The sequence below is a fragment of the Algoriphagus sp. PAP.12 genome (genome assembly GCF_026652115.1).
GTDB lineage: Bacteria > Bacteroidota > Bacteroidia > Cytophagales > Cyclobacteriaceae > Algoriphagus.
In genome coordinates, this window is record NZ_JAPPSQ010000003.1 from 194,463 (window position 1) to 220,830 (window position 26,368).

Annotated in this window: 24 protein-coding genes; 7 read left to right on the top strand and 17 right to left on the bottom strand. The window is 37.2% G+C overall.

Features of this window, described 5'->3' with window-relative positions; genetic code table 11:
* Window positions 1-3 precede the first annotated feature (3 nt).
* Genes O0V13_RS05795 through O0V13_RS05830 form a run of 8 tightly spaced genes read right to left on the bottom strand, consistent with a single transcriptional unit; the run spans window position 4 to window position 6,791 of the window.
* Window positions 4-1,803 carry a phage baseplate assembly protein V gene (locus O0V13_RS05795; RefSeq protein WP_268034045.1) on the bottom strand — a complete coding sequence of 600 codons (1,800 nt, stop codon included), beginning with the start codon at window positions 1,801-1,803 and terminating at the stop codon, window positions 4-6.
* Between the two features lie 7 nt (window positions 1,804-1,810).
* Window positions 1,811-2,473, bottom strand: coding sequence for a CIS tube protein (locus O0V13_RS05800; RefSeq protein ID WP_268034046.1), 663 nt, complete (start codon window positions 2,471-2,473; stop codon window positions 1,811-1,813).
* A 2-nt stretch (window positions 2,474-2,475) separates the two neighbouring features.
* The gene (locus O0V13_RS05805; RefSeq protein WP_268034047.1) at window positions 2,476-2,661 is read right to left on the bottom strand and encodes a DUF5908 family protein; all 186 of its coding nucleotides are present in this window, start codon (window positions 2,659-2,661) and stop codon (window positions 2,476-2,478) included.
* A 1-nt stretch (window position 2,662) separates the two neighbouring features.
* Window positions 2,663-3,121, bottom strand: coding sequence for a phage tail protein (locus O0V13_RS05810; protein ID WP_268034048.1), 459 nt, complete (start codon window positions 3,119-3,121; stop codon window positions 2,663-2,665).
* Between the two features lie 5 nt (window positions 3,122-3,126).
* On the bottom strand, window positions 3,127-3,579 hold the full coding sequence (locus O0V13_RS05815) for a phage tail protein (protein ID WP_268034049.1): 453 nt from the start codon (window positions 3,577-3,579) through the stop codon (window positions 3,127-3,129).
* A 46-nt stretch (window positions 3,580-3,625) separates the two neighbouring features.
* Window positions 3,626-5,212, bottom strand: coding sequence for a phage tail sheath family protein (locus tag O0V13_RS05820; RefSeq protein WP_268034050.1), 1,587 nt, complete (start codon window positions 5,210-5,212; stop codon window positions 3,626-3,628).
* A 30-nt stretch (window positions 5,213-5,242) separates the two neighbouring features.
* Window positions 5,243-6,214, bottom strand: coding sequence for a hypothetical protein (locus tag O0V13_RS05825; RefSeq protein ID WP_268034051.1), 972 nt, complete (start codon window positions 6,212-6,214; stop codon window positions 5,243-5,245).
* A gap of 1 nt (window position 6,215) precedes the next feature.
* Window positions 6,216-6,791, bottom strand: a complete 576-nt coding sequence (locus O0V13_RS05830) for a DUF4255 domain-containing protein (RefSeq protein WP_268034052.1) — start codon at window positions 6,789-6,791, stop codon at window positions 6,216-6,218.
* Between the two features lie 161 nt (window positions 6,792-6,952).
* Here O0V13_RS05830 and O0V13_RS05835 point away from each other — a divergent pair, with 161 nt between their 5' ends.
* Complete coding sequence (locus O0V13_RS05835; protein ID WP_268034053.1) at window positions 6,953-7,309, top strand: hypothetical protein; 357 nt, start codon at window positions 6,953-6,955, stop codon at window positions 7,307-7,309.
* On the opposite strand, the gene O0V13_RS05840 is transcribed toward O0V13_RS05835, so the two are convergent.
* The 3 genes from O0V13_RS05840 to O0V13_RS05850 form a co-directional block, all read right to left on the bottom strand.
* Window positions 7,310-8,665, bottom strand: coding sequence for an ATP-binding protein (locus O0V13_RS05840; protein WP_268034054.1), 1,356 nt, complete (start codon window positions 8,663-8,665; stop codon window positions 7,310-7,312).
* A 104-nt stretch (window positions 8,666-8,769) separates the two neighbouring features.
* On the bottom strand, window positions 8,770-10,260 hold the full coding sequence (locus O0V13_RS05845) for an arylsulfatase (RefSeq protein ID WP_268034055.1): 1,491 nt from the start codon (window positions 10,258-10,260) through the stop codon (window positions 8,770-8,772).
* Between the two features lie 79 nt (window positions 10,261-10,339).
* Window positions 10,340-12,226 (bottom strand): sulfatase-like hydrolase/transferase, encoded by a 1,887-nt coding sequence (locus O0V13_RS05850; protein ID WP_268034056.1) that lies wholly within the window; start codon window positions 12,224-12,226, stop codon window positions 10,340-10,342.
* 176 nt (window positions 12,227-12,402) lie between these two features.
* On the opposite strand from O0V13_RS05850, the gene O0V13_RS05855 reads away from it, so the two are divergent.
* Window positions 12,403-13,056 carry a YiiX/YebB-like N1pC/P60 family cysteine hydrolase gene (locus O0V13_RS05855; RefSeq protein ID WP_268034057.1) on the top strand — a complete coding sequence of 218 codons (654 nt, stop codon included), beginning with the start codon at window positions 12,403-12,405 and terminating at the stop codon, window positions 13,054-13,056.
* Window positions 13,057-13,205: 149 nt separating this feature from the next.
* Here the strand turns inward: O0V13_RS05855 and O0V13_RS05860 are convergent, their stop codons facing one another.
* From O0V13_RS05860 to O0V13_RS05875, 4 genes are all read right to left on the bottom strand, one after another.
* The gene (locus O0V13_RS05860) at window positions 13,206-16,316 is read right to left on the bottom strand and encodes a VPS10 domain-containing protein (protein WP_268034058.1); all 3,111 of its coding nucleotides are present in this window, start codon (window positions 16,314-16,316) and stop codon (window positions 13,206-13,208) included.
* Window positions 16,317-16,392: 76 nt separating this feature from the next.
* A complete protein-coding gene (locus O0V13_RS05865; protein ID WP_268034059.1) occupies window positions 16,393-17,862 on the bottom strand; it encodes a BNR-4 repeat-containing protein in 1,470 nt (489 codons plus the stop codon).
* A 114-nt stretch (window positions 17,863-17,976) separates the two neighbouring features.
* Entirely contained in the window at window positions 17,977-18,795 is an 819-nt protein-coding gene (locus tag O0V13_RS05870) for a PAS domain S-box protein (RefSeq protein WP_268034060.1), read from the bottom strand.
* A 215-nt stretch (window positions 18,796-19,010) separates the two neighbouring features.
* A complete protein-coding gene (locus O0V13_RS05875) occupies window positions 19,011-19,397 on the bottom strand; it encodes a hypothetical protein (RefSeq protein ID WP_268034061.1) in 387 nt (128 codons plus the stop codon).
* 312 nt (window positions 19,398-19,709) lie between these two features.
* On the opposite strand from O0V13_RS05875, the gene O0V13_RS05880 reads away from it, so the two are divergent.
* Window positions 19,710-20,030, top strand: coding sequence for a DUF983 domain-containing protein (locus O0V13_RS05880; RefSeq protein WP_268034062.1), 321 nt, complete (start codon window positions 19,710-19,712; stop codon window positions 20,028-20,030).
* 57 nt (window positions 20,031-20,087) lie between these two features.
* The gene (locus O0V13_RS05885; protein ID WP_268034063.1) at window positions 20,088-20,969 is read left to right on the top strand and encodes an AraC family transcriptional regulator; all 882 of its coding nucleotides are present in this window, start codon (window positions 20,088-20,090) and stop codon (window positions 20,967-20,969) included.
* 81 nt (window positions 20,970-21,050) lie between these two features.
* Here the strand turns inward: O0V13_RS05885 and O0V13_RS05890 are convergent, their stop codons facing one another.
* A complete protein-coding gene (locus O0V13_RS05890; RefSeq protein ID WP_268034064.1) occupies window positions 21,051-22,118 on the bottom strand; it encodes an alkaline phosphatase in 1,068 nt (355 codons plus the stop codon).
* Window positions 22,119-22,327: 209 nt separating this feature from the next.
* Window positions 22,328-23,419, bottom strand: a complete 1,092-nt coding sequence (locus O0V13_RS05895; protein ID WP_268034065.1) for an SGNH/GDSL hydrolase family protein — start codon at window positions 23,417-23,419, stop codon at window positions 22,328-22,330.
* A gap of 126 nt (window positions 23,420-23,545) precedes the next feature.
* On the opposite strand from O0V13_RS05895, the gene O0V13_RS05900 reads away from it, so the two are divergent.
* The 3 genes from O0V13_RS05900 (at window position 23,546) to O0V13_RS05910 (ending at window position 26,311) form a co-directional block, all read left to right on the top strand.
* On the top strand, window positions 23,546-24,580 hold the full coding sequence (locus O0V13_RS05900) for a bestrophin family protein (RefSeq protein WP_268034066.1): 1,035 nt from the start codon (window positions 23,546-23,548) through the stop codon (window positions 24,578-24,580).
* Between the two features lie 288 nt (window positions 24,581-24,868).
* Complete coding sequence (locus tag O0V13_RS05905) at window positions 24,869-25,486, top strand: NADPH-dependent F420 reductase (protein WP_268034067.1); 618 nt, start codon at window positions 24,869-24,871, stop codon at window positions 25,484-25,486.
* Between the two features lie 150 nt (window positions 25,487-25,636).
* Window positions 25,637-26,311, top strand: coding sequence for an ROK family protein (locus O0V13_RS05910; RefSeq protein ID WP_268034068.1), 675 nt, complete (start codon window positions 25,637-25,639; stop codon window positions 26,309-26,311).
* Window positions 26,312-26,368 lie beyond the last annotated feature (57 nt).

Below are 26,368 nucleotides of genomic sequence, written 5' to 3' on the forward strand. Positions count from 1 at the left end.
TTATTAGTTTATCATGACCATTGCTCCTTTTACTGTCGTTTGTCCTGAGGCTGATAATTCGGCAGTGGCATTACCAGCTGCTTTCATTCCCACTTGAGCCTCGAGAGTTACATTCATACCATCACCGGTTACATCCCCTGCTGAAGAAGAAAGATTGATACCTGATGTACCAGAAATATCCACTTTGCCATCTGCTTTGATTGAAATATCAAAAGGACTGGAAAGTGCAATACCACTACCATCCATGGTTACCTTGTTTGAATTACTATCTGTTAGCACGATCTGCTGATCTTTGTCGTCCAGTACCACACTGTTTCCTCCAGGAGTTTCAATCGTCAGGATTTTGTCTGTTTCATTGAATGTAAATGCTATACCTGACTTGGAGTGGATGGCTTTGGTTGAATTATCCGCATCTGGCTCCACTTTGGGCTTTAACAGGGAAGAATATAGACTGCCGATGATGACGGGAAATCTTGGATCACCATTTAAGAATGTGATCAATACCTCATCATCTACTTCAGGGAAAAAGAAAAATCCCGCATCACTGGTCGCATAGTTGGTTGCAAATCTTGCCCAAAGCTCATTTGAACTGGAAGAATTTTGAAAAACCCCCAAATCAACCAGAACTCTATATTCTGTATTGGGATCATCATTAATCTGTTTGACTTTAGCCAAATAGGTTCCTTTTCCGCCTGGAAGCAATCCTATTCCATCTTCCTCCTCAATATCAGGAAGTGATGAATGCCAACGAGAAGATAGCCCTACATATACAACTGTCAGCCAATTACCATCTTCGCATTCCTGCTCTATTTTGGAAATAAAGGCATTGCCATCAAATCGATCTCCGAAATTTGCCAATTCAACCAGATCGCCTGCTTTTAACTTGGCTGTCCCTGGAATAATAATTCTCCCTTGAATTTTACTTAAAGATGACTTGGTTGTCCAACTATCAGAAAAGGCCTTTAATTCATCAGATGATAAAGGAGCAGAAGTATATTTTTGTAAGGTGGGTACAGATAAATTTCCTGCAAGGCTATTGGACTTTAAGTTACCAAGACTACCTGAATCATTCATGCTCCCACTCTCTACTACAGATTGCTGCTTCGAATGATCCCATGAGGTAAAATTGAAATCTGAATAAGTTTGCTCTCCATTCAAATCCAAATCGACATCTATTGCAATTAAATCCGACTGAATTTTATAAGCTGGAGAACTTGACAAATCATATTTTTTGACGTTAACCTTATTTTGATCTGTAAAAACAAAAAGGTTGTTGGCCTCAGCTCGTATTACTAAATAATCCCAATCAGAAACATTGTATTGAAAAAGAGGTGAATTGAACTGGCTGGCTGAATCTGATTCAATTTCCAACCCCACATCTGATATCAATTGTTCAAATAATGAATCATCTGTGGAATCAACCATGACATTATTCCCCCTTGATTTGGTAAGTTTAAAAGATTTATCCTTACAAGTGATCAACAAGTAGGAAGTGGACTTTCTTACAACCATTCTTTGACCAACGATCACCCCTGAAAACACTGTGTCATCTGAGCTGTTATAACCAAGCTTGATTTCAATTTCATTGCCTGGAACAAAATCATTGGAAGAGCTATTTGAAAATGGTGCCTTTTCCAGGCCAAAACTACCACCATCTGAAATTTTAATAGTAGCAGAAGTAATCCTATTCACCTCCATGGTAGTTCGGATAGAAATTATTTCAATTTCTCCTGAAAGAACAGATCCATCTACACTGATCTCATAAGAAACTATGCCGTCATTTTCTTGAAGTAGGCTTGACATAAAATATCTAGTTCAAAGGAGGAAAAATCAATTGATCCCCTGGCTGAAGGGAATAAATACTGTCCAAAGAATTAAAATTTGCTATTTGGAGATAGTATTTGCTATCTCCATAAATTCTATAACACATGGCAGGTAAGGTATCTCCAGCCTTGACCATCCTGATATGGGTAAGGTCAGAAGAGTTTTTACCCTCCTCCAGTACTTTTTTCTTAACTGAAATAGAACCGATAAAAAGAGCATTGATCTCAGCCCTCAAAGGTGTTCCATCTAAGTCCATCATGGAATAATTGATATCCCACTCTTTTAATCTTCCTTGGAAAAGGGTCTGTGTCCCCCAAAACAACTTGACATAATTGGGTTCATGGATATCCCCATTATAAGTAAACACCAATTGAGTTAAATCATCTATCTGCTTATCTACAGGATCCAAAGTGATCACCCCGGTACTGTCAAAAAAGAAACTGAATCGGAAATATTTAGTCCCAGCTCCTCTAAACCGTACTGTTTCCGAGGAAACTCCAATGGGTGAAGAATTAGTCGAATATCTCAATTCAGAACGATCTGAATATTTTTCTGGGTTTACCAATAAGTTGTATTCCCCTTTTTGCTCACTAAAGTCTGGGTCGGTATAAGCGACCACTTTCATTTTGGTCAATTTTCCAGAGTCCATGCTTAGCGGGTTAAAGTATTACCTATTGCAGATGAAATCTTTTCCATGCACTGGCTTTCGATTTCCCTTTTCATATCTTCCAATAGATGTTTCATTTTTTCATAGTTTACTTCCTCCTCTTTTTTAAAAGAGGAGTTATCATCTATTACTTCACCTCGAATCACCAATTGCTTAATAATCAAAGCCATATCAATTGTCTTTTCTAAAATTTTTGTATTTCAGGGTCAATGTTTCTATTGCTAATTCATTCTTGGTACTACCCAATGTTGACAACTCCCAAGAAAGAGGAATCGCCTTATAAACAGACCAAGAAGAAAGAGGCTCTCCCTGCGATCCCAGAAGAATAACCTGTAAATCCAAAGGCTGAAATTTAAAATCCTCTAAGGCATCGCGACACCAAGAATCAAGTTGAGAGCTTTGGATTAAGGCTCTCTTCAATACCAGGTTAGAATACTTTGGAGGGGAAGGGAGATAATGAATAAAATAATTATCTCCCCCTTCCATTTTTTCTGTAACCTTTACTGTTACTTTCAAACCAGACACCTCCTGAAAACTACAGTCCATCTCAGGAAAGTCCGGAAACTTCACATTGAAATAAAATGCTGTAGGTGGAGTATATCCAGTTTGAAAGAAACTATTGTCACCCATGCTGATTATCCGTTAGCAATGGTTAGGCCTTCGTGCGAGATCTCAATAGATTCCACAGCCACTTCATTTGCATCAGATTTCAAATCTGTAGAGCTGATTTTGGATGGCCAGGCATTGGTCAAAGTCCAAGTCATCGTCGGTGAACCTGATTCATCCAACAATTTGATCACCACATTTTGTCTTTCGATGGTGTTCATCTTGATCTTATTATACCAATCCCAGAAGGTATTGTCATTTACAAAAACACCCTTCTTCATCGTTACGTGATTGTTTTTGACAATCCCAGGCATATTAATAGTTGAAAAAACAGGACTATTTCCATGTCTATATTCAATGGGTTGAGCCTCGATTTCCAACCCGCTTACTTCTTGAAAAGGTATGTCAGTGGTACTTCCCCAATCTACCGAAAAGTAAAACTTGGGTAATGGCCAATTACTGTCTTGTGCTTCTCCTGCCATGATTTCTTATGTTTTTATGTTAGGAATATGATTAAAAATGAAAAGATTAAGATTTCTGCATTTGCTGCTCGAAAGTCACTACAATGAATTCTGCTGGTCTCACAATTGCCAACTTCACAGTGATCAACATTCTACCCTCTAGAATATCTAAAGCAGTCATAGTGGAACCCAATCCGATTGAAACTTCAAAAGCATCTTCTGGAGAAGAGCCTGCCAATGCACCCTGCTTCCATTTTTCTACTAGGAAGTTGGTAATCAAGCTTTTTAAAGTCACCCAAGTATTTGCATCATTTGGTTCAAAAACATAAGCTCTCAATGCAAGTTTTATTGATTGCTCTAGCATAATGATAGTCCTACGAACATTGATATATCTCCAATCCAGGCTATTCCCATCCAAGGTTCTACCACCCCAAACTAAAGTACCAACACCAGGGAATGTCCTGATTGCATTGACAGATTTTCCTGAAACAGCATTGACATTCAAGTCCTCCTGTTGGTCGTGAGTAATATTTACAGCAGGCTTCACTACTGAATTCAAGCTAACATTTGCTGGTGCTTTCCATACTCCACGGCTATTGTCTACCATGGTAAAAATACCCGCCATCGCAGGAGCTGCAGGCAATAGATTCATCACAGCTCTCAATTCATCCAACAAAGCTGAATAAGTCGGGCTTGTAGCTAGAAGACCTAAATGAAAATTATTCTCTTTGTTCTTGATGTAAGAAGGCAATGCAGCAGCTAGATCTTCATCAGAGATTTCAGGTCTTTCAGTTTTCATCAAAGCCTTGAAGTCATCCTCAGACTTTGGAAATGCTTCAATCAAACCTTGAGCTCTTGGTTCGGTCAGGATATCTGACAAGACCACCGAATCATCCAGATTTTTGAAAGTAACCTCCCCTTTTTGAACAATATTGGTTTCTAACCAAGGGTAATAAGCAGCAGCGTAACTCAAATACTCAGTGCCGATTTTTTCGCGGAAGATTTTTACGTTGTCATCACCTTCATCACGACTGTTGTAGCCATCATAAATATCAAGTATGGCAACTCTATTCTGCATTTTGGCACAATGAGCTAACACTTGCTTATAGACTTCATATGAATCCTCTCCCAATGCCACAGCATCTGGAATAACCACCATCGTTGGTTCCAATTCCTTGACCAGTTTCAATAGACCTCCTTCGATAGGTTTGTCATTGGCGTCTTTACCGGTACCCAACAAATCATCCTTTTTGATTTCCATACCATCTTTGCCGGAATAAGTACCGACAGATACGATATAGCAAGTCCCTCCTCCATTGGAGAAAAACAACCTCATGCAATTAAAAAGGTAAACAAGGTTATTGTCCTTGTAATTAATAGCCTTATCCGATCCACCAATGGTGATCAGATGCCTGTCACCAGCCTGTGCATCAGCCAAAGTAAACTTTGGAGAAAAAGCTCCTCCGAAAAGTTCCAAATACTCAGCAAAAGAAGTAACCCTTGTCGGTATATTGACTAAGGATTTCCCATTTCTTGAAGCCCTCTCCGTATACCCTATAAAAGCAGGGATAGCGGTAGCAACTTCAACTACGGAACCCGGGAAAGCATTTTTTTCCTCAATGTAAACACCGGGTGTCATAAGAGTTTGTGCCATAATTGTACGTTTGTTAAAGTGAGAAATAGATTAAATAAAAATGTGAGAGAAAAATATATCCGGTTTAGATGGAGTCATGAATAATTGGTTGGGTGTAGCACTCGGCAGGGCCTTAATCACCACTTTTTCAGATTGGTTGGGTTCACTTGGTTTGTCTATCAACTGAAACCTTGCCTGATTGATGCTTTTAAAAGGAATTAAAGAACGAGACTCAAAGCTCCTGACAATTTTATTGGGCTGAATTTCAAAGTCACCGATTTGAAATTGGATTTCATTTCCCTTAAGATCTACAACTGATAGATTGGAAAACTTATCATAAACAGGGTCAGAAAGTATGTACTTCCAATGTGACTGTAGAGTCTTGAATTTTATCTCAAACTCTAAAACATCCCCATTTTCGATAAAATCATTGTATAAATTCCCAATTACAAGGGATACTATTCCAAATGCCTTTTTTTCTAAAAGTGAACCTGAAAAATAATATCCCCTTTTATCATTTTGATTTTTTGTATAGAAGACACTCTCCTTTTGAGAACTGATTATTGTATTAAGGTCACCGCTTTCAGTTGGATCCAAAAAATCAATTTCAAAACTCTCTAAATCAGGAGCTAATGCTGCAGAACCTATCAAATCTAGACTGTCCTTTATTGTGACATAATCTCCTGAAAAAAGTCTTCCTGATAGAAATGATTTATCAGCATTTGAAAAATGAAAAACCTTTAAATCAGGTCTACCCCCCCCACCCAAATCTGTATAATTATAGAAATAGGGGTCTTTTAAAAATAACCTAATCATTAAAAGAGATTGCTCATCTTGCAATAATTCCAAATCAGAACATAACAGATGAAATCCACCATTAAATGGCTTGATCAAAAGTTGAAGATTGGAAAGAAGGCGCCTAGAATCTCCAGATAATTGGACTGTAAAGAGGTCAGCAACTTCAGGATCCATGAATTCGTGAACAAATCGAAAAGTTGCAATATTTGTAAAAGACTGATTCATATTAGGAAACACTCTCAGAATCAGCAGATTTGATCACAGGTATAATACCTTTCACTGGAGTATCATCGAAGATCACCAAGCCAACCTTGTAAATCGCTGCAGGCAATATTTTAGAACCAATAGCAGACCAAACATGACTGAGGCTATCGTAGGACAATGAACAAATTTCAAAGGTGATTTTATCCACCTTATTGGATAATCCAGGAATGGATTTGGGATCAATAATTTTGTTATTATTAAAAAAACTAATGGTCTGAGAAAGGTAATTCAGCCCTTCTAAATAGTTTTTACTTTTAAAATTTGCACAAATCACTAATTGTAAATACAAGTACATGGAAGGTGATTTTTCAAAAAATGAAGTTGAGGTCCCCTTAGTTCTTGGAAACTTATTTTTTAAAGCTGGTTCCTCTTCTATACTCAATAAAAAACAGACCATCCTGTCTTCAAGTTCTACCAAACTTGAGCCAGAATTGTCCAATAAATTTGAAACTACAACCTTATTTTCATTTAATCCATAATGGTTTTTAAAATTCTGATTTAGCAAATCTCTAATATGAACTAATAGTAGATCTATCATAGAAAAATCGGTTAAAAAGAAAAAATTTAAAACAATTCAAAAGTAAATTTGAATTAAAAATCACCTTTTTTTTACTATTTATAAAAAATAATTAACTGAAACAAGCATATTTAACCTTAAATACTACTAATTTAATTTTAGATTCATATAACTTATAGATTATGGACACATTATTGTTTTTAATCATATTTTTTTTGCTTTTACTAATATTTGGTGTTGCAAATAGAATTTTTCGAAGAAAGGAGGCTTTTTTAACTAATTCGATAGATCAGCATGATTTGGAAAAGAAAACATTGCTTGAAAAAATTGAAAATTTGGAAAAAAATGGAAACCAACTAGAGCTTGAAGTAATCAAAAACCGAAACCTAAACTTAGAGTTAAACTCAGAGATCGAACTAAAAGAGGAGGAAATTTTGGCTTTAAGAAAAATCATCGAAAAGCTTCAACAACAAAAAGAATCTCAAAATGATGATATTATCATTGAGTATAATATCAAAAAAACAAAAGAAGAGTGTTGATCATCTCATGATACTTTTTCCTTCTTTTACTCTTTCCAATCGAATGGCATGCATTAGGTCTTGATTTCTAATTAAGTTCTCCTCCCTCTCCAAAGCTCTCAAAATGCAGAAATAAAGCACATTTACGATTGTAGCGGCCGATAATTCATGCTTTTCTGCCAATTCTTTAATATCTACTTCCTGCTCATATTCAAATTCATCCATTAAAGCAGAATTCCAAATTTTCATCCTTTGATTATAATCTGGCAAATTAAAATCAATGACCAGTTGGAACCTCCGGAAAAATGCCTCGTCAATGTTATTCTTATAATTAGAGCAAAGGATTACCAATCCATTGAAATCCTCGATTTTCTGAAGTAAATAAGAAACTTCCTGATTGGCATATCGATCATGTGAATCAGAAGTTTGACTCCTTTTTCCAAATAAGGCATCTGCTTCGTCAAAAAATAAGATCCATTTTTTGTTTTCGGCGAGATCAAAAACTCTTGAAAGGTTTTTCTCTGTTTCGCCAATGTATTTAGAAACCACCATAGAAAGGTCCACCCGATATACGTCCATTTGGCAACTCTTCCCTAACAAGGTAACCGTCAAAGTCTTTCCTGTCCCCGAAGGACCAGTAAATAATGCTCTGAATCCAGGTTTGATTCTTCTTCCAAATTGGAAATCATCCTTTAAGCGTTTGCCATGAATCAACCAATTTTTGATTTCACTGATTCCCTGAAGTACTTCATCATTAATAACAAGATCCGACCATTCTTGACTTGTAGTTATTCTTTTAGCAGGAAAACCGAGATCAAAATCAGGTTTAAAAATCTCGCCTGTGGTCAAAAAACTCAAGTATTCTTTAGATATTTTCAATTGACCACTTAAAAACGGTTCATTTGGAGAAGTAGATTCTAAATACAAAATCTTTTCTTGAGCGAAGAAATGCTTGGAATCAAAAATTTTTTGAAGGGTAAACCTCTTACCCAAATTTGATCCTGCCAATAGAAAAATCGCCGTCTCACCGGTTGGTAAAAAGCCTTTATGTTTTTCACCTTTTACCCCTCCAAACTCAGTAAAAGGAGAATCATAGGTTTGATTTTTCACATATAAAATATCAAGCAAATGAGGCTTAATGTGCGGTATCAAGGCAAGAATTAAAATCAATCTTTCCTCAAATCCCATGGAAAACTGCCTGACTAGTTTTGCATAGTTTGATGATGATTTACCAAAATCAGGAGGACCAATTTCTTGAAATTTGGACTCATCCAAACTTTGCTCAAAAGTAATTTTTCCCCGAAGCATCAAGAGCTCCTGAAACCAAGCCAACTCTAAATCCAGGCATTCGGAATTTGATTGGATATCTTTTTCCATTCTAAAAGTATTGTTGTCAAAAACTTAAAATAAAAGTCAGAAGGAACAATATAATTGATAAAGTTCCAAGTCTGAGCTATTAAATGAAAAAATTGAATTAGGGATTACATTCCTTGTACTTCACTCTCCAAAAGAGGAAAAACCAAATTCCTTTGATGACTATTCTTCATCAATTCTTCCATTTCTTTTACAATTTCAGGGTTTTGATCGGCTACATTTTGAGTTTCACCCGGATCGGTTTGAAGATTGTATAACTCAATCGGTGAGTTCTCATTCTTCTTCACATCTAGCTTCACCGCTTTCCAGTCACCTTTTCTTATTCCCTGCTTCCCTCCTTGCTCCACAAATTCCCAATACAAATAATCATGCTCTTTTTGTTCTTTTTCACCCAAGAGAGTTGGCAAAAAAGAGACTCCATCAATCTGAGGTAAATTTTGAAAATCTATTATTTCCGCAAAAGTTGGCAAAACATCCCAAAATGCAGAAATGTGATCTGTAGTACTCCCAGGCTTGATTTTTCCTGGCCATTTTACCACAAAAGCAGTTCGAATACCACCTTCGTACAAATCTCTTTTATAGCCTCTATATCCATCATTGGAATCGAAAAAGTCCGGATCATTTCCCCCTTCCTGATGTGGTCCATTGTCACTCGCAAATAGGATAATGGTATTATCAGTCAATCCCTTTTCTTCCAGCTTGGCAATGATTTGCCCTACATAGGAATCAACCCGCTCTACCATAGCAGCATAAGTTGCCCTTGGATAGGGCTGGGATTGATACATTCCGATCACCAAATCATTTCCATAGTCGGCACCTTTTCCACCAACATGGGGCTTTTCATCACCGAATCTTTGGCGGTATTTATTGATCGTAGCTGAATCAGGAGAAGCCAATTCGGCATGTGGAGCAACCAAAGGAACGTACATAAAAAATGGTTCATTCTGATGCTGATCAATAAAAGCCAAGGTCTTTTCTTGAATTACATCCTGTGCGTAAGTTTCCTTATTCATCCAGCCATTCCCAGGTAAAGTGATTTTTTGATCATTTTCCCACAAGTAATCCGGGTAATAGCGATGCGCCTGACGCTGACAATTATAACCAAAGAAATAATCCATCCCCTGATTATTAGGATCGCCAGTGGTTCCTACAAACCCCAATCCCCATTTCCCGAAAGCTCCAGTTGCATATCCAGCTTCTTTCATCATTTTGCCTATGGTAAATACTGAATCAGGCATTGCCTCCTGACCCTCAGGCTGGTATTCTTTATTTCCCCGGATTGGAGTATGGCCTGTATGAAGACCTGTCAGCAAAGCCGATCTGGAAGGAGCGCAAACTGTGCTACCCGTGTAGTGATTCATAAATTTGATTCCTGAGGCAGCCAGCTTGTCGAGATTGGGAGTTTCTATTTTTTCTTGACCATAAGCCCCCATATCTGCATATCCCATATCATCAGCCAAAATGTAAATGATATTGGGTTTTGGAGAGTTTATTTTAGCTGATTCATCAGTCTGATTTTGAGAACAATTTGAGAATAAAAAGCAAAGAGCTGCTACTGCAAAAAGACTTGAAACTGATTTCAGTGGTGATCTATTCATAATCCAATTTTGATAATTTTTCTTTTATAAAATATTCCCTAAATCTTCCTTGAGGAACAATTAAAATGCAGAAATAAAGCTACCGGTTTTCGAAGTTATTTGGAATCAAACCTACGCTCCCAAGGAAATCCTTACTCGCAGCGGCAGAATTATACTCCCCATTTCTATCATAGACTTCTCGGACTGCATCAACGAATGGAGATTTGAAATCGGAATATAAAAGGTAATTGATAGCCATTAGAGACAAATGCTTATCATCACTTAAAATTGATCTTTTCAATAGTCCTTCAGCATTTTTACTTTGGTTAATCTCATAGACAATGGAGGCAAGGGTTGCTGAAACGTATGGATAATTATCATCCAGTTTTTTCTCTAATAGGGATAAACTGGATTTTAAATCCTCCATAGATTGAGATTTCAATCCAATAGCTGCCCAATACCTCACGATGGGGTTTTGGCTTTCCAAAAGCTCAATTTGCTTTGCCAAAATATCGGGAGACCTGTATCCTGAAATTTTGGCCGCAGCATATATCTCTTCAAAAGGGTATCGAGTTTCATTTTCTCTAAATTCATAAGGTGAAGTAGTTTGAGAAATCTCTTCCAATTCTCCCTCCGGAAGCATCAAAACATCCCTTCTTTCAAGTAAATGCTCATCCAACGCATTTCTCATTTCCGACAAAACATCCTGATAATCTGGATTATTTACAAGATTATTAATCTCCCAAATATCGTTTTCAATATCATATAAAACCTCAGGTTCTCTAGGTAGAAAAACACTTTTTTGAACTGGATTCAAAAGCCCGTTTTCTAAATCCGTTCTCATAATTTGCTTGATCTCCCCAATTTCCATATACCGGATATATCGAGCTTCAGGCATGAAAGGCATGAAGTTTCTAGAATAGACAAACCTTCCATCCGTAACTGTACGGACCAAGTCAATCCCGTTATCCGATCGATCAGAGGAGAGAAATAGCTTGCTGGCTTCTTTAGATCTATTTTCCCCAATCAAAATTCTTCCTTTCAAATAGTGAGGCACCTCCCCTCCTGACAGACTAATCATCGTCGGCGCTAAATCTTCAAAACTGACCAATTCATTTGTCTGGGTTTTCACACCCCAAGGGGATAAATGCTCGTACTTCGGGGGAAACCAGATGGTAAATGGAACTCTGTAACCAAAATTAATTCCATTGGTTTTTCCCCTAGGCATCCCCTCCCCATGGTCAGCATAGAGGAAAATAATAGTCTCTTCGAGGAGTCCATCTTCTTTGAGTTTTTCCAATAATTCACCTATCCGATTATCGGTCAATTTTAAGCTATTATAGACTCTAGCCATTTGTTTTCGCATCTCCGGACTATCCCTGTAAAAAGGAGGCATTTCGAATTCGTCTTCGGCTATCCGGTCTTGTTTAGGTAGTTTTTCCAGGACATTTTCGACATACCAATCATAGGGATGTGTCATCGTTCTAGATTGATGAGACTCATTAAAATTAAATACAGAGAAAAAAGGCTGACCTTCTTCCCTATTCCACCAGCCAGCTTTACCAGAACTCTCATTCCATGCTTCAGAGATAAATTGTTTTTCGTTGGCAACATTATAATCTGTCTTGCTATTATTCGTGACATAATAGCCAGCTTGTTTTAGATTATAAGGAAAACCCTTCAACCAAGACGGAATACTGTAATTGCTTCTATGATTCCCTGTCCCAAGTTCATAGGTTTTGATTCCAATGATGATTGCAGATCTGCTAGGGGAACAAACCGTTCCGGTGGAAAAGGCATTTGTAAATTGCACACCCTCCTTAGTCAATTGATCCATGACTGGTGTTCTGGAGTCACTATTCCCATAACTCCCAATAAATTGCGGCGAAGTGTCTTCAATTGTAATCCACAAAACATTGGGTTTCTGAGCCCAAGCGGAATGAATAAATAGGGTGAAAAAGAAGAAAAGCAACCGAAAAGTGCTCATAGACTATTTGGGTGATATGAAATATTGACATTAAAACTATCAAGTCAAAATTACAAGTTATCCCAAACTACCAAAGCCCATCTTAGAATACTCAAATTATCAGGTTTTCCCGTTTAGAGCAGGAATCGGGTTTAAATAAACCTAAATTTGAAGTCAAACAGATCGAAGCCTCCCCTGTGAAAACACTTCTCAAAGTCACTTTATTTTTATTAATCCTAAAAATCAATCCAGCATTTTCACAAGAAAATGTGCCTTATCTAAATTTAGAACTAAGAAATGGAGATTTGATTTTTGTTGGAGCTCAGGAAGAAAACCTTTCTGGTGCCATAAACAGGGTCACCCAAAAGTCAGAAAACGTTTCCTTTGATCACGTAGGAATTATCGAGATCAAAAAGGACAGTGTGCTAATTATTCATGCAAATACTCGAAGTGGATCTGTTAGAGAACCTTTGGACAGTTTGGTTTTCAGAAATAATTCCAACTCCAAACGGTTCGCTATTTATAGATTAAATGACACTTACCAATCCTCTATTGATCAAGCGATTAAAACTTCAAAAACATTATTGGGAAAACCCTACAATTGGTCTTATGTATTGAATGATTCTACTCTGTATTGCTCTGATTTTGTTGAAAGAGCTTTTCGGCATGATTCAATCTTCAAGCTAGAACCCATGACTTTTAAAAACCCTGAAACAGGAAATATCGACCAATTTTGGTTGGACTTTTATGCAAAACAAGGAATTGAAGTCCCGGAAGGTAAATTGGGCTGTAATCCAAATGGACTGGCAGCAAATGAAAAGCTGGAGTTTGTCGGGATTTTGAAACTTTGAGCTTATAAAGAAACCCCTTAAAATTCAATCATCTCATTTTTTTAGCTGCTCTCCAAAAAAATCAAAACGGTAATTGAAGTCCAACAAAAAAGTCCCTTATCAGATTGAAAAGGGACTTTTACTTTATTGAAAAAGGTAAATTGAGCTATTTAGTCTTTGGTTATACCTTCAAGCTCTGTTCCCTCTAGTCCAATTTTTGCCAGGTCTGCTTTGAGTTTATCCCATTTTGCATGAAGCTCTTCATAACGATCATAAGCATCTTTTCCTGGACGTTGATCTGCCCTTTCTAGCATACTTCTCAAATATTGAAGTTGGGCTATCAACATAGGCTGAGGATAAATCTGATCTGCATTTACCAATTGGGTTTGGACTGCTTTAAGACCTTCCAATTCCAATTGAGCCTTCTTGCTTTCATCTTCTTTCAATTTTCCTTGCTGATCCTCAATTAATTTGGATGCCTTTTTTACTTCTGACTCCAATTCTATGATTTGTTTTACCAGAGCTACCTGACTTTCCAAATCACTTTGACTAATTCCTTCAAGCCTTGGATCAGCTTTCACAGAAAATCCTTGTGCTTGTCTTTTTCCATCAGTAATCAACCGAACCGTAAACTCTCCAGGCTCTACCATTGGACCTCTTTGATAGGCGATTCTTTTATTATCATCCCAAGGACCCGGATATTTCATATCCCACTCAAAGCGGTGAAGACCTGCTGTGCTATCCAATTTGGACTGAAAGTCCTGGAAGTAAAAATTGGTCGCCATATCACTTTCTTCTGAGCTACTGGCCTGCTGCTGACTCGTATAGGATCGGATCACTTCGCCATTTTTATTAACTATTTCAAGGGTCAATTCACCAGAATATCCTTCAGGAACAAAATAATCTACAGCCAAAGCAACGCTAGGATAATGAGGAATGCTTCTTTCATTATTTCCTCTATAGTAATAGCGGATCGCATCTTTTGGCTCATACAAGAAAGGTCCATTGCTACTTTTTGCATCAGCAATTTGATGTATCGGTGTGATATTATCCATGATCCAAAAACCTCTTCCCATCGTGGATAGAATCAAATCCTGACGGTAAACTTTGATATCAGTAATAGGGGTCACAGGAAGGTTTTGTTGGAATGATTCCCAAGTTTCTCCATCATTCAAAGAAATAAAGAGACCATATTCTGTACCTGCATACAATACTCCCTCTCTATCTGGATCTTCTCGAACCGTTCTGGTCGGGAAATCTTCAGGAATTCCATTTTGACCATCAGTTAAAAGTGTCCAATTTTTTCCATAATCTTCTGTTTTGTAGATATATGGCTTCCAATCCCCCAATTGATATCTTAAAATTGAAGCATAGGCTTTTCCTTTGGTATGTGGACTTGGATCAATACAATCAACTCTTCCTCCCTTAGGTAAACCCTTTGGAGTCACATCATCCCAAGAAGCTCCATCATTTTTGGTCACGTGGATAGGACCATCATTGGCTCCTACCCAGATTACCCCTTTCTCAATCGGGGATTCATTGATTTCATATATAGTACTGTAATATTCCTCACCGGTAATATCTCTTGTGATTGGACTTCCTGAAATCACCTGTTTATCAGGTTCATTGGCAGTCAAATCCGGAGAAATCCGCTCCCAAGTAATCCCACTGTCTTTGGTTCTATGAACATATTGTGAAGTATGATACACTGTATTGGGATCATGCGGAGATACATGAACAGGTGAAACACGCTGGAAGCGATAAGTCAGATCCTCTGGATCATGTCCATAGATATTGGAAGCGCCCACATAAAATTGCTGCTCTTGTCCCGTTCTTTTATCATAAACGCCAAAGCGTCCCTTACAATTGGCAAACACGATATTAGGCTCCCCAGGCTTTGGTACCACAGGTCCAGTCTCACAACCACCTACCTCTAACCAAAGTCCAGATGCTCCACCTGGAGCGCTATAAGGAGGTAAACTCGGAACTGCAATCGTCGTGTTATCCTGTTGTCCCGCATACAGCCAATACGGATATTGATCATCCACTTCTACTTGATACAATTCAGCTGTTGCCTGATTATGCTGTGAAGACCAGGATTTTCCTCCGTTGGTTGTCACATTAACTCCTCCATCATTGGCTTGAATAAATAGCGAGGTATCCTGAGGGTGCATCCACATATCATGGTTGTCCCCATGAGGGGTTCTCATCGTTTTCCATGTTTTACCAGCATCAGTTGATTTGTAAAAACTGGTAGACATAGAGAAAAGTACATCCGCATTCTTAGGGTTGGATTCAATATTGGTGTAATAGAACGGTCTGTCCAAAAGCCCGTCTTTGTTACTAACAAAATAGAATGTTTCACCTTGGTCATCCGATCTATACAAACCTCCTTCATCACCAGGTGCTTCTACCAAAGCATACAATCTATTTGGATCAGCGTCAGAAACAGCTAAATCAATTTTTCCAATCAGACCAGCAGGAAGTCCCTCAGACTTTTTGACCCATGTTTCACCTCCATCAGAGGATTTATAAATCCCTCCAACTCCATCAGCTCCACTGATCACGGTCCAAGGTTTTCTTTCAGCTCTCCACAATGCAGTATAAATCACTTCTGGATTGCCAGGAGCAAATTCCAAATCTACGGCACCTACGGAATCAGAATGATACAGCACCTTTTTCCAGCTTTCTCCCCCATCTGTAGTTTTAAAAACGCCTCTTTGTTCATTTCGCTGAAAAGGTTGACCTATCGCTGCTACCAATACGGTATTGGGATCAGATGGATGAATTTCAACAGCACCAATCAGGCCTGAGTCCTCCAAACCTATTGACTTCCAAGATTTCCCTGAATCATCAGATTTATAAACTCCTTTCCCTGCAATCACATTGGATCTCAAGCCATCAGAACCAGTTCCCACATAAACTATTTCTGGGTTTTCCTGATAAACTGATATGGCTCCTATGGATGGTGAGGCAAAAAAGCCATCACTCAAATTGGAATAGGTAATCCCATAGTCATCTGTTTTCCAAACACCTCCACCAGTACTTCCCATGTAAAAAGTACCAGGATTTTTGGCAACTCCAGAAACAGCAGTAACCCTACCGCCACGTGTGGGGCCAACATTTCGAAATTTTAAGGATTTCAAATAAAGTGAATCTGGATCCCCAGTTTTCACATTCCATTCAGAGCTATATGCGGGAACGGAGAACAAAACTCCCACTCCAAGCATCAAGGCTCGATTTAGTTTCCTTTTGAAAAAGGATTCAAGTAATTTATTCATCGGTGGTTTTTGGTTAATTATTCTTTAGTAAACAAAATCATAAAAAACGCTTCTATCCAACTGGATTTAGAAGGTATTAATTTTTAGATTTTTTGGGTTTAACTCGTAGAGGCTTGGCAAAGTCGCCATTCATTTTTATTGGTAATTGATAGACTTTTCCTTTGGAATCACAGAAATAAAGTCTGGAAACTGACTTCTCTCTCCCATGACCATCTGCCCAAAAAGCAAAGAATTCAGGATGAGTATTTAAAGGCCTTCTTGCGTATGTATGGTTGTATTCCGAATTCCGAGTAATTGATTTCACTTTCCAGCTTTCCCCTTGGTTTTTACTAGTCCACAGCTCCATTTCACCTCCAGTATTGTAAACTTGTGGGCCTTTAGCGGTAGGTCCAATTACTCTCCAAGTTCCTTTTTTATCAATATATAAAGAACCCATATCGTAATTGTTATCTGATTCGGTCATGGGTAGAATCTCCCACTCTGTTCCTGTAAATCTTGCTGTCCTCCAAGTTCTAGGGTCATTTTTTGGACCTGACTCGTAGCCTTTACTCGTTACAAACAAAATCACTGGATTTCCCTCGGCATCGAAATTCAAGTCATTGATATAAACCAAAAGACCTTGAGACTCATAATCAACCACTAATGCAGGGGTTTCCTTTTCTTTGAGAGGAAGAAGCAAATCCTCTCCTCCGGCTGTTTGCCAAGAATCACCAAAATCAGTCGTTTCCAAATAATACAAATTCGTTCTGAAGTTTAGCCCACTTTCTTTTTCTAGAATAGGATGAAAATTAAAGGAACTTGCAATTTTTGACCCCTGAATTCCACTCGTCTGGTAATGACCCTCCTGAATTGTGGCAATGTCTTTCCAACCGGAATAATGAAATCCATCTTCACTTGTCATGAAGCTAATTGTTCTCCTCGGCTTAGAATTTTGGCCAGGGATTACATCTCTATCATAATGCGTAAAAAGGTTTAAAAACCCATCGCCATCAACAAAATAAGTCTGCAGGTAAGAGAAGTTATCCAAAGGAACTTCCTCACCATTTTCAAGTTTACTGGCATCAACCAATTCAAATTCAGAAATATCAAATGGTTTTTTACTCCTGCTGATATAGGAAGGTCTACTGACTCCATGGGAGGTCGAAAAAATCCAGATATACCCTTCAGAATCAATATTCATTACCGGATTGTCATGAGCATCATCCGTCTTCTTATCCATTACAATGGTTGGTTTTGGAACCATACCAGATTGATGGTCAAAATAAGAAACCATATGCAGCAAAGTTTTCCCTTCGGAATCCGTTCCTCCATAGCAAAAAAAAGTCTTATCAACTTCTGGAGCATAAATAGAGAAAGGATAATGGTTGGCGGGATAAGTCCCTAACCCACCACTGTATTTAAAAACATATTCATCATTAGATGGCTGATTACTATACCAAATCCCCCTATATCCAGAGTCTGATTTATTTATCAACTTGACTGTCTGGCAGTAAGTGAAATCACTGATAAAAATGAAGACAAGACTAAAAATGAATATTTTTCTCATGCTTCCTTAAAAAAGGATTTTTCGATCTAAAAGACAATCCAATTTTTTCAAACCGTCCAATTTTATCTGTTTAAGTGAAAAAGAAGCCTCTTTAAAAATTTGAACTATCAGCCCCTATTGAACCCCTTCCATTTTCTTGGATATAGACTTTAGCGCAGTATCAAGTTCATTTCCCGAAACTTTTAAAAACTTGGTCAGCTCCTTCATTTCCTCTTTAGACAAGAAGGTTTCCTCCTCGAATAATTCAGTAATTCCCAAGATTCTGGCCAACGGCGCCCTCACTAAATGACTTTGGGCAAAAGCAATTTCCCTCATCTGCATATTCTGTGTCTCAAGTTTTTCTAGAAAACGCACATTTTCAGTGATGTCTTGGAAACCTGCCACAAATGAGGAGCTCCCACTCCTATACTCTTGACTTCTGATTCCAAAAAGCTGAATACATCTATCTTCTTTGGATTTGGATTGGATGCAGAGTTTAAAAATAAAGCCTGTTCCCTTGGATTGAAAAACTTTAGAGAGTTCCATTTCCAACTCTTCTTTGAACTCATATGCAACTAAAAATTCGAAGGGCTTTCCAATTATTTCTTGAGGTGAATATCCTGAAATACCTACAATGTTTCCAGTTACTTGTTGGATTATTCCCGTATTGTCAAATTTTATTATTCCCAAATTGGGATTGGAGAAAAGCAACTCTAAATCCTGATTTCTGTTGTTTACATGTATAAATAGATTTTTGATCAATACATATAATAAAATAGCAGTAACTACAACATAACTTATTCCCTTATAAAATTGAAATTTAGCAAGACCTGTAATATCATCACCAAAAAATCTAAGAGCTAATTTATCACTAAATAAAATCCACAATATACCCCACACTAAATAGAAAAAGCATATCATCTCAGGTTGTTTGAGCTTTTTCAAAATGGTCATTAAAAATGTGATTTAGGATGAATTTAAATGGTTTCCTTATTCTTTTGATTGATAAATATGAAAAAAATCAGGATCAATTACCTCCAACTAAAATATTTTTATCAATAAAAAATCAAGGTTTTTGAATTCAAAGACATCTACTAATATTAACCAGGCTGAAAACATATAAAAAAAGTTCAACTAATATAGATTTATCAATATTTTCAAGGTCAATTTTAATTCGAATTCAAAATGTATCGGTCACCATTCGAATGTGTTAAAGTCAATTGGGTATTAGTTTTCTGAAGGCCCCAGCTACCTGACAGGATCAAACTCCAATCAAATTCCGCAGTCCAGGCGCAAGAGTTTGTAAATTCAATCTTGTTCCCAGAAACTTGATATGTACCATTGCAAATAGCAGGAAATTTTGTAATTTCAGAATTCCCCTCAAACTTCCCATTTTCAAATTTCAATTCCACCTCGCTGCTTTCACCATTTCGAATAAATATTCCAGAATAAGCCCCTTCCATAAAAGTTGGATATTCATCCTCATTCCCACAGGTAAAAAATAGCAGAGGCCAAACAAGTAAAAGGAACAAAAGACTCTTTAAGTATCGAAACATGAATAAGGTATTTTTATGAATTATGTGGAGGACGCAAAGAACCTAATTCCCGATACATTTCGAGTATCAGAATTCAATTTAGCCAACAGAACCTTTACAGGTTTCCAGAGGAAAACTCAAAGTAACCCACATTTATCCTATTATAATCACTGGTATTTTCATATTTGAGTATTTTTATCCTAGATAAATTCGCATTTGTCCTATTTCATCTATTCATTTTGATCTAGCTTTGTGAAAAATGTAATTATGAAAGCTATCCAGGTTCCAGCGTTGATTTTTCAGGGAAAATGCCCCAAATGTCATCAAGGAAATATGTTTCAATCACAAAATCCTTTTCATCCAAAAAAAGGCTATCAGATGGTTAAAAACTGCCCTCATTGCAACCAATCAACAGAACCTGAGCCAGGGTTTTATTTCGGGGCCATGTTCATAAGCTATGCAATCAATACTGCATTCTTTTTGATCGTATGGACAGCGTTGACTTTAATTTATCCAGATTATAGTCTTACAGTACTTCTGACATTATTGGCTTTGACTGTCATTCTCTTACTTCCTCTCACTTATCGCTTAAGTCGAACAATCTGGATTTATATTTTCGTGAAATATAAGCCAGAAATTGAATTGGAGAATTAGCCTTGACAGGTAATTGAATGGATAATTGCCCCTCTTTTATCCTTTATAAATTATTGAATGAAAAAGTCGCAATTCCCTATTTACAGCATCCCTGATTTTGACAAGCAAAGCCAAGAGCCTGAGGTTTTTTACTATAGTGATCTATTAAGCCATTGTCAAAAACATCAATTCATTCAAAAATCCCATAAACATGATTTTTTCCTCATAGTTTATTTCACTAAAGGGATTGGAACTCATCAAATTGATTTCGAAGACTATCCGGTAAATCCAGGAATGCTTTTTTGCTTAAGACCGGGACAAGTGCATAATTGGAATCTCTCAGAGGAGACCGATGGGTACATTCTTTTATTCAACACTACTTTTCTTTCCAATTATTCAACCTTCGGGAATTCCATTCATTTTCCAGTATTTCAAAATCCTTTTATCCAGATTCCTGAGAACTCAAATCTAGATCTTCAGGTAAAGGAAGTTTTTCAGAAAATAAAGTTTGAATCTTCCCGTCAACAATGGCTTGGTGGAGAATTGACTCGAATTTCTGTATTGGAACTATTGATAGTTTGTTCTAGAGAACTTATCAAAAGCGGTCATAAACCTGCTCTAATACCCCCAAACCAATCTGAAATTATAGTGGCAGAACAATTGTTGGAATCTTCATTCAAACTTCACCATGAGGTGTCTTATTATGCAAGAGAACTGGGTATTGGTGCCAAAAAACTAAATGAATTAACTCAAAGTCAATTTAATATTTCAGCACATAGTTGGATCATGGATCGGGTAATGTTAGAAGCGAAAAGAGTTCTGAGTTATGATATATCCCCTATCCAGGAAATAGCAATAAGCTTAGGTTTTGATGATCCATCCTATTTTTCCAGATGGTTCAAAAAAGGAACTGGATGTACTCCTGATCAATTCAGAAAAAAACTTCAAAATGTAATTTAAGTGTGTATTTTATGTTGGAGAGGCAAATAAAAAGCCATCGATTCAGGATCAATGGCTTTTAAATTTTGGTTAATTTTTCTGTTAAAACTTATATGCCTTCAGCATTTTGTTGAAAATCTCATTGTTTTCGTAGATCCCTGCAAAATCTTCAGAACCAGGACCATAAGCGAACACTGGAATCATCACCCCCGTATGGCTACCAGTGGTAAATTTTCCTTCTACCACACCCATTTCGGTACTTCCTTTATTAATCGTGAATCCTCCAGTTTCATGATCTGCTGTTATGATCACCAATGTGTTTTTATCTTTCTTGGCAAACTCCAATACCTTTCCAATTGCATTGTCAAAATCAATCATTTCATCCACGATGTATTGGGTATCATTAGAGTGACCTCCCCAATCAATTTGAGAACCCTCGATCATCAGAAACATGCCTTTCTTATTGGTTTTCAACAAATTCAAGGCTGTTTCAGTTGACTTCACCAATTGATCTCCTCTACCTTCGGAATATTTTGGCTGCTGCACATCAGCAAGAAACGCTGCGAGTTTTCCAGATTCAACTGCTTCTACTTCGTCGATAGAATTGGCGATTTGATAGCCTCTCATTTTCAATGAATCAACCAAATTCAAATTGTCTTTTCTATCAATGAAGAATTTTCTTCCTCCCCCAATAAAAACATCCACATCTGTTGAAAGGAAATCCATTGCAATCTCCTCCTCCATGGATCTATTTGCCTGATGAGCAATAAAACTTGCTGGAGTGGCATGAGTAATGGCACAAGTAGCAACCAACCCTGTGGCTAATCCATTTTCTTCGGCAATTTCTAGGATTGTTGGAACAGGATTCCCTTCTGGATCAACACCAATTGCTCCATTGTATGATTTTACACCGCAGGAAAAAGCGGTAGCCCCAGCGGCTGAATCAGTGACATAAGAATCACTGGATTGGTTCTTATGAAAGCCCACCACTGGAAATTCCTCCAGATTTAGATGACCAAAATTACCAGTCATTCCGGCATAAATTTGTGCTACACCCATTCCATCACCGACCATCAAAATGATGTTTTTAGGGCGTTTTGATTTTTTCTGAGCCTGGCTTACTCCGAGTGTTGAGCAAAAAAGTAAGATTAAAAGAATTCTGAATTTCATATTGTATTAGTATTTAAAAGGGTACCTAATTTGATCCATTTTTGGACTAGCGATTAACAAAACTATCTGTTTGAAAGGGATTCTTTTTATAATATTAATACCAAAGGAACCCTGAAAATGAAATTGAACTGATAATCACACCCTTAAACATCTCACATTCAGAACATTAGATTTGGTTTTAAGAAATAATTATTAATTGATTTCTGAAATCATTTATTCATAATCTCCTTCAATTTCTTCTCATAAGCTTTAGCGTATCGGTACATCCCCAGATCATTAGGGTGAGTTCCGTCCACAAAATCGTCTACACTTAAATTGATCTCCTCTTTTGTCAGATAATAAACTCCCTTTACTCCTGAGGTTTCCAAGAGCTGATAGGTTTCCTTTAACATGAGATTTAGGTCTTCATAAATAACTGCCTTCTCTTCATTTACCAAACCATCAGAATATCCCGCATGCTCAGTTAAGAGAATTGGAATTTCAGGATGCTTTTGACGAATTGCCTTTACTGCATATAAGTATTTTTCCTGGATTACATCCATAGTTAGACCAAGACCAGGCCCAAGGTTAGGCAAGCAGTCAATTACAAATAAGCCAGCATCTATCTCATTGACCAAGTCAACTACCTCCTTTTCCATTCTTCCATTACCAGAAAAAGCCAAATTAATTACAGGGTAATCCAAATCTCGTTCTAAAATCCCAGTCCAAGCCATTCCTGGTCGTGATGCACATGCCCCTTGAGCAATGGATGTCCCATAAACCAAAATTGGTTTTTCAACCCTTTTTGATAAGAAAGCAAATTCAGCTTGGTCCTTCACTCCTATTTCCATGCTTTTCACCCCATTGTAAAGAGGGAAAAACAGATAAAACTCTTTTGTATCCTTATCGGGATTATCAAGTTTGAAACTTGCTTTGACTGAATCAGCAAAATTGTAATTCCCTTTGATCCAAAGCCAATTTCCATTTTCATCTTTGGTATATAAGTCCAATCCTGAAACTCCCGTAGTTGGCATATGGTACATATTCAGGTTTCCGGTTACTTCATAATTTACTTTGATCTCTTCACTACTGGTAGAAAACCTTAAAACCAATCCAGCAGTTTGCCTCGACAAATTCCAGACAGGTTTTCTTACTTGCTCTTCAGCCGAAACAGGTAGCCGGTTAAAACCAATATCATCCCATCCTCTCCCCTCCAATGCAGCCATCATTTCGGGACTTTCTTTAAACCATTTGAATTCTTGGGAATAAGAGAAAAAACTGACACAAAAAAGAAGGATAACTAAAGAAAAGGTAGATTTCATAGAATAGAATATAGCGATTAGAAAGGTTGTATCTCAATTATTAAGGTGAACAAATCAGCCCAAATTTGAATTAGTGAAAACAATATTTACTTTAATAATTCAATTAATTTTTAAGGAGATCGATTTATGTTAGTTACTAAAGATATCAAATTTTCGACCCTGATGAGGATGTCTGGCCATCATATTGTATGGCTTTTGGCATTTACAGGGGCTGTAGCGGCAGGATATCATTACAAGATATTGGATATGGTTATTCCATGGCTTCCAATTTCCGTGATCGGTACTGCAGTGGCATTTTATGTGGGTTTCAAAAACAATCAGGCCTATGATAGAATGTGGGAAGCTAGAAAGATCTGGGGTGGAATTGTCAATGACAGCAGAACTTGGGGAATGATGGTTGACAGTTTCGTCACAAATCAGTTTACGGATAATCCTCAATCGGAAAATCAACTAAAGGAAATCAAAAAGCGATTGATATATAGACATATCGGATGGCTATATGCACACAGAAGTCAACTATTAGTCCCAACTTCTTGGGAGCATGTCAGCCAATCCGGGCATATAGGTAAGTCAGCAGAATACTATCAAAGGAATTTCGGCGTAGGTATATTGCATGGTGATGATACTGGGACCAATCTGAAACAATTCCTACCTCCCAATGAATATGAGGCTTTAGTCAAGGCCCAAAATACCGCGACTCAAATAGTCAATGAACAATCTCGAGACTTAGTCAAGTTAAGGGAACAAGGCCTGTTGAATGACTTTAGGCATATGGAAATGGAGAAAGTGTTGAGAACCTTCTATGAATTGCAGGGCAAAAACGAGCGAATCAAAAAATTCCCACTACCTCGTCAATATGCTAATATGAGCAGGTATTTTGTAGCCATTTTTATATTTCTATTGCCTTTTGGGATGATCCCCGAACTAATAAAAATCGAAAACTGGAGGTTTTGGCTTTCTGTTCCACTCACGACATTGATAGGTTGGATTTATGTCATGATGGAAATCGTAGGTGACTATTCTGAAAACCCTTTTCAGGGCATGGCAAATGACATTCCTATGATGTCCCTTTGCAGGACTATTGAAATTGATTTAAGAGAAATAATGGGTGAAAAAGACCTTCCTGCAGCTATCCATGCCAAGGATGGAATATTAATGTAAAAATATATTTCATGGTGCAATAATTTGCTCAAAAGAGCTAAAAACCAAATCAAAAGTCAATTTCTCGCTTAACCTTAAAAATTTCCATTTTCCAATCAGTGCATTTCAAAATATTAATTTTGGACTTTGCAGTAGGTTTTATGGTTCGTGCATTAAAACCACAATATTTTCAAAATAAAATTTTGAAATAACTATTCAAAACTCTAGTTTTCAATGTTTTATGTGAGTTATTGGAAGTTTTAATTTACTTCCCTTCACCCACGAGTTCTTTCATAAAACTTAAAAACTATGAAGATTGGAATTCTTGGAGGGACATCTTTAGCGAAGGCCCTCGGCAAAAGGTTTATCAATGCTGGACTTAATGTAGTATTTGGCGTTAGACCTGATTTTGATACTGAAGAAGCTGAATGGAAAATAATGAATAGATTACATCATCGAATCTGTCCTTATGAATCTGCAATCATTCAGTCTGACTTTATACTCATCTGTGCTGAAAACGGCTACTTACCTGAAATATGGGTAGCACTAAAAAATACAGATACTGAAGGTAAAATGATCATTGACTGTACCAATGCCAAGTTTGATAAAAAGCTAAGCAATGGAAACACACAATTGATTAAAAAAGCTGCTCCAAAAGCTCACCTCTTTAAAGCTTACAATAATTTGGGTCTGGATTACCCACAATCAGATGTATTAGGTGTAATCAAAGAGACTTATTTCTGTGGGGATGATGTTCCTGAGAAATTACGTGTCAAACGTTTGATTGAAGTGTCAGGCTTCAATGCTGTAGATGTTGGGAAAATTTCCAATGCATCCTTATTAGAGGCATTTTATCATTTGAGAAATGAAATTTCCTGGAATAAACAGGAACACCAGAATTACCATTTTAAATTGGTTTCGATCTAAGTTTTTTCATTTCTTCAGAGTTAATTTCTTATACTTTTATCTGATTTAGGGCAAGGAGCCGAAGGCTTTTTGCCTTAATTTTTATAGTTTCGAATTATTAATGGATTAAAACCAATTTTCGGTCTTTGGTAAAAGACCTACTTCATTCGGATGAAAGAATTCAATAAAAAAATTCTCGTAATTGATATTGGAGGTTCCAATGTGAAAATTTTAGCAACTGGGCAGCCTGAGCGAATTAAAATCCCTTCAGGTTCTGATTTTTCCCCTGAACAAATGGTTCCTTTGGTAAAGGAACATGCTTCCGAATGGGAATACGATGCAATTACCATTGGATTTCCAGGAGTAGTAAAACACAATAAAATCATCAATGAGCCTGTAAATATGGGTTCCGGATGGACCAATTTCGATTTTCAGGCTGCTTTCAATTGCCCGATCAAAATTATCAATGATGCTGCTATGCAGGCTTTAGGAAGTTTTGAAGGAAAAAAGCTATTGTTTTTGGGACTTGGAACAGGCCTAGGAACTTCTATTGTCATCAATAAAACAATTATTCCTATTGAGGGAGGACACCTTCCTTATAAAAAATCGACATTCGAAAGCTATATTGGAAAGCCCTATCTATTCAATAATGGTCAAAAACGATGGGAAAAGCACGTTTTCAAGACTATTGAGATCTTTGCTGATGCTTTTCAACCTGAAGATATCGTATTAGGTGGAGGAAACTCCAAATTACTTACAGAAGTACCAGAAGGTTGCCGTTTGGGGACCAATCAAAATGCCTTCAAGGGAGGTTTCAGGCTCTGGGAAGATGACTATTATGTATAAAAGAAAAGGCTCAAAATTCAAAATTTGAGCCTTTTTTATGTTTTAATGGTTCAGAAT

Excerpts from the sequence above, each read along its gene's own strand:
- O0V13_RS05795 (WP_268034045.1), bottom strand. The coding sequence starts at position 1,803 with ATGTCAAGCCTACTTCAAGAAAATGACGGCATAGTTTCTTATGAGATC.
- O0V13_RS05800 (WP_268034046.1), bottom strand. The coding sequence starts at position 2,473 with ATGGACTCTGGAAAATTGACCAAAATGAAAGTGGTCGCTTATACCGAC.
- O0V13_RS05805 (WP_268034047.1), bottom strand. The coding sequence starts at position 2,661 with ATGGCTTTGATTATTAAGCAATTGGTGATTCGAGGTGAAGTAATAGAT.
- O0V13_RS05810 (WP_268034048.1), bottom strand. The coding sequence starts at position 3,121 with ATGGGTGACAATAGTTTCTTTCAAACTGGATATACTCCACCTACAGCA.
- O0V13_RS05815 (WP_268034049.1), bottom strand. The coding sequence starts at position 3,579 with ATGGCAGGAGAAGCACAAGACAGTAATTGGCCATTACCCAAGTTTTAC.
- O0V13_RS05820 (WP_268034050.1), bottom strand. The coding sequence starts at position 5,212 with ATGGCACAAACTCTTATGACACCCGGTGTTTACATTGAGGAAAAAAAT.
- O0V13_RS05825 (WP_268034051.1), bottom strand. The coding sequence starts at position 6,214 with ATGAATCAGTCTTTTACAAATATTGCAACTTTTCGATTTGTTCACGAA.
- O0V13_RS05830 (WP_268034052.1), bottom strand. The coding sequence starts at position 6,791 with ATGATAGATCTACTATTAGTTCATATTAGAGATTTGCTAAATCAGAAT.
- O0V13_RS05835 (WP_268034053.1), top strand. The coding sequence starts at position 6,953 with ATGGACACATTATTGTTTTTAATCATATTTTTTTTGCTTTTACTAATA.
- O0V13_RS05840 (WP_268034054.1), bottom strand. The coding sequence starts at position 8,665 with ATGGAAAAAGATATCCAATCAAATTCCGAATGCCTGGATTTAGAGTTG.
- O0V13_RS05845 (WP_268034055.1), bottom strand. The coding sequence starts at position 10,260 with ATGAATAGATCACCACTGAAATCAGTTTCAAGTCTTTTTGCAGTAGCA.
- O0V13_RS05850 (WP_268034056.1), bottom strand. The coding sequence starts at position 12,226 with ATGAGCACTTTTCGGTTGCTTTTCTTCTTTTTCACCCTATTTATTCAT.
- O0V13_RS05860 (WP_268034058.1), bottom strand. The coding sequence starts at position 16,316 with ATGAATAAATTACTTGAATCCTTTTTCAAAAGGAAACTAAATCGAGCC.
- O0V13_RS05865 (WP_268034059.1), bottom strand. The coding sequence starts at position 17,862 with ATGAGAAAAATATTCATTTTTAGTCTTGTCTTCATTTTTATCAGTGAT.
- O0V13_RS05870 (WP_268034060.1), bottom strand. The coding sequence starts at position 18,795 with ATGACCATTTTGAAAAAGCTCAAACAACCTGAGATGATATGCTTTTTC.
- O0V13_RS05875 (WP_268034061.1), bottom strand. The coding sequence starts at position 19,397 with ATGTTTCGATACTTAAAGAGTCTTTTGTTCCTTTTACTTGTTTGGCCT.
- O0V13_RS05880 (WP_268034062.1), top strand. The coding sequence starts at position 19,710 with ATGTTTCAATCACAAAATCCTTTTCATCCAAAAAAAGGCTATCAGATG.
- O0V13_RS05885 (WP_268034063.1), top strand. The coding sequence starts at position 20,088 with ATGAAAAAGTCGCAATTCCCTATTTACAGCATCCCTGATTTTGACAAG.
- O0V13_RS05890 (WP_268034064.1), bottom strand. The coding sequence starts at position 22,118 with ATGAAATTCAGAATTCTTTTAATCTTACTTTTTTGCTCAACACTCGGA.
- O0V13_RS05895 (WP_268034065.1), bottom strand. The coding sequence starts at position 23,419 with ATGAAATCTACCTTTTCTTTAGTTATCCTTCTTTTTTGTGTCAGTTTT.
- O0V13_RS05900 (WP_268034066.1), top strand. The coding sequence starts at position 23,546 with ATGTTAGTTACTAAAGATATCAAATTTTCGACCCTGATGAGGATGTCT.
- O0V13_RS05905 (WP_268034067.1), top strand. The coding sequence starts at position 24,869 with ATGAAGATTGGAATTCTTGGAGGGACATCTTTAGCGAAGGCCCTCGGC.
- O0V13_RS05910 (WP_268034068.1), top strand. The coding sequence starts at position 25,637 with ATGAAAGAATTCAATAAAAAAATTCTCGTAATTGATATTGGAGGTTCC.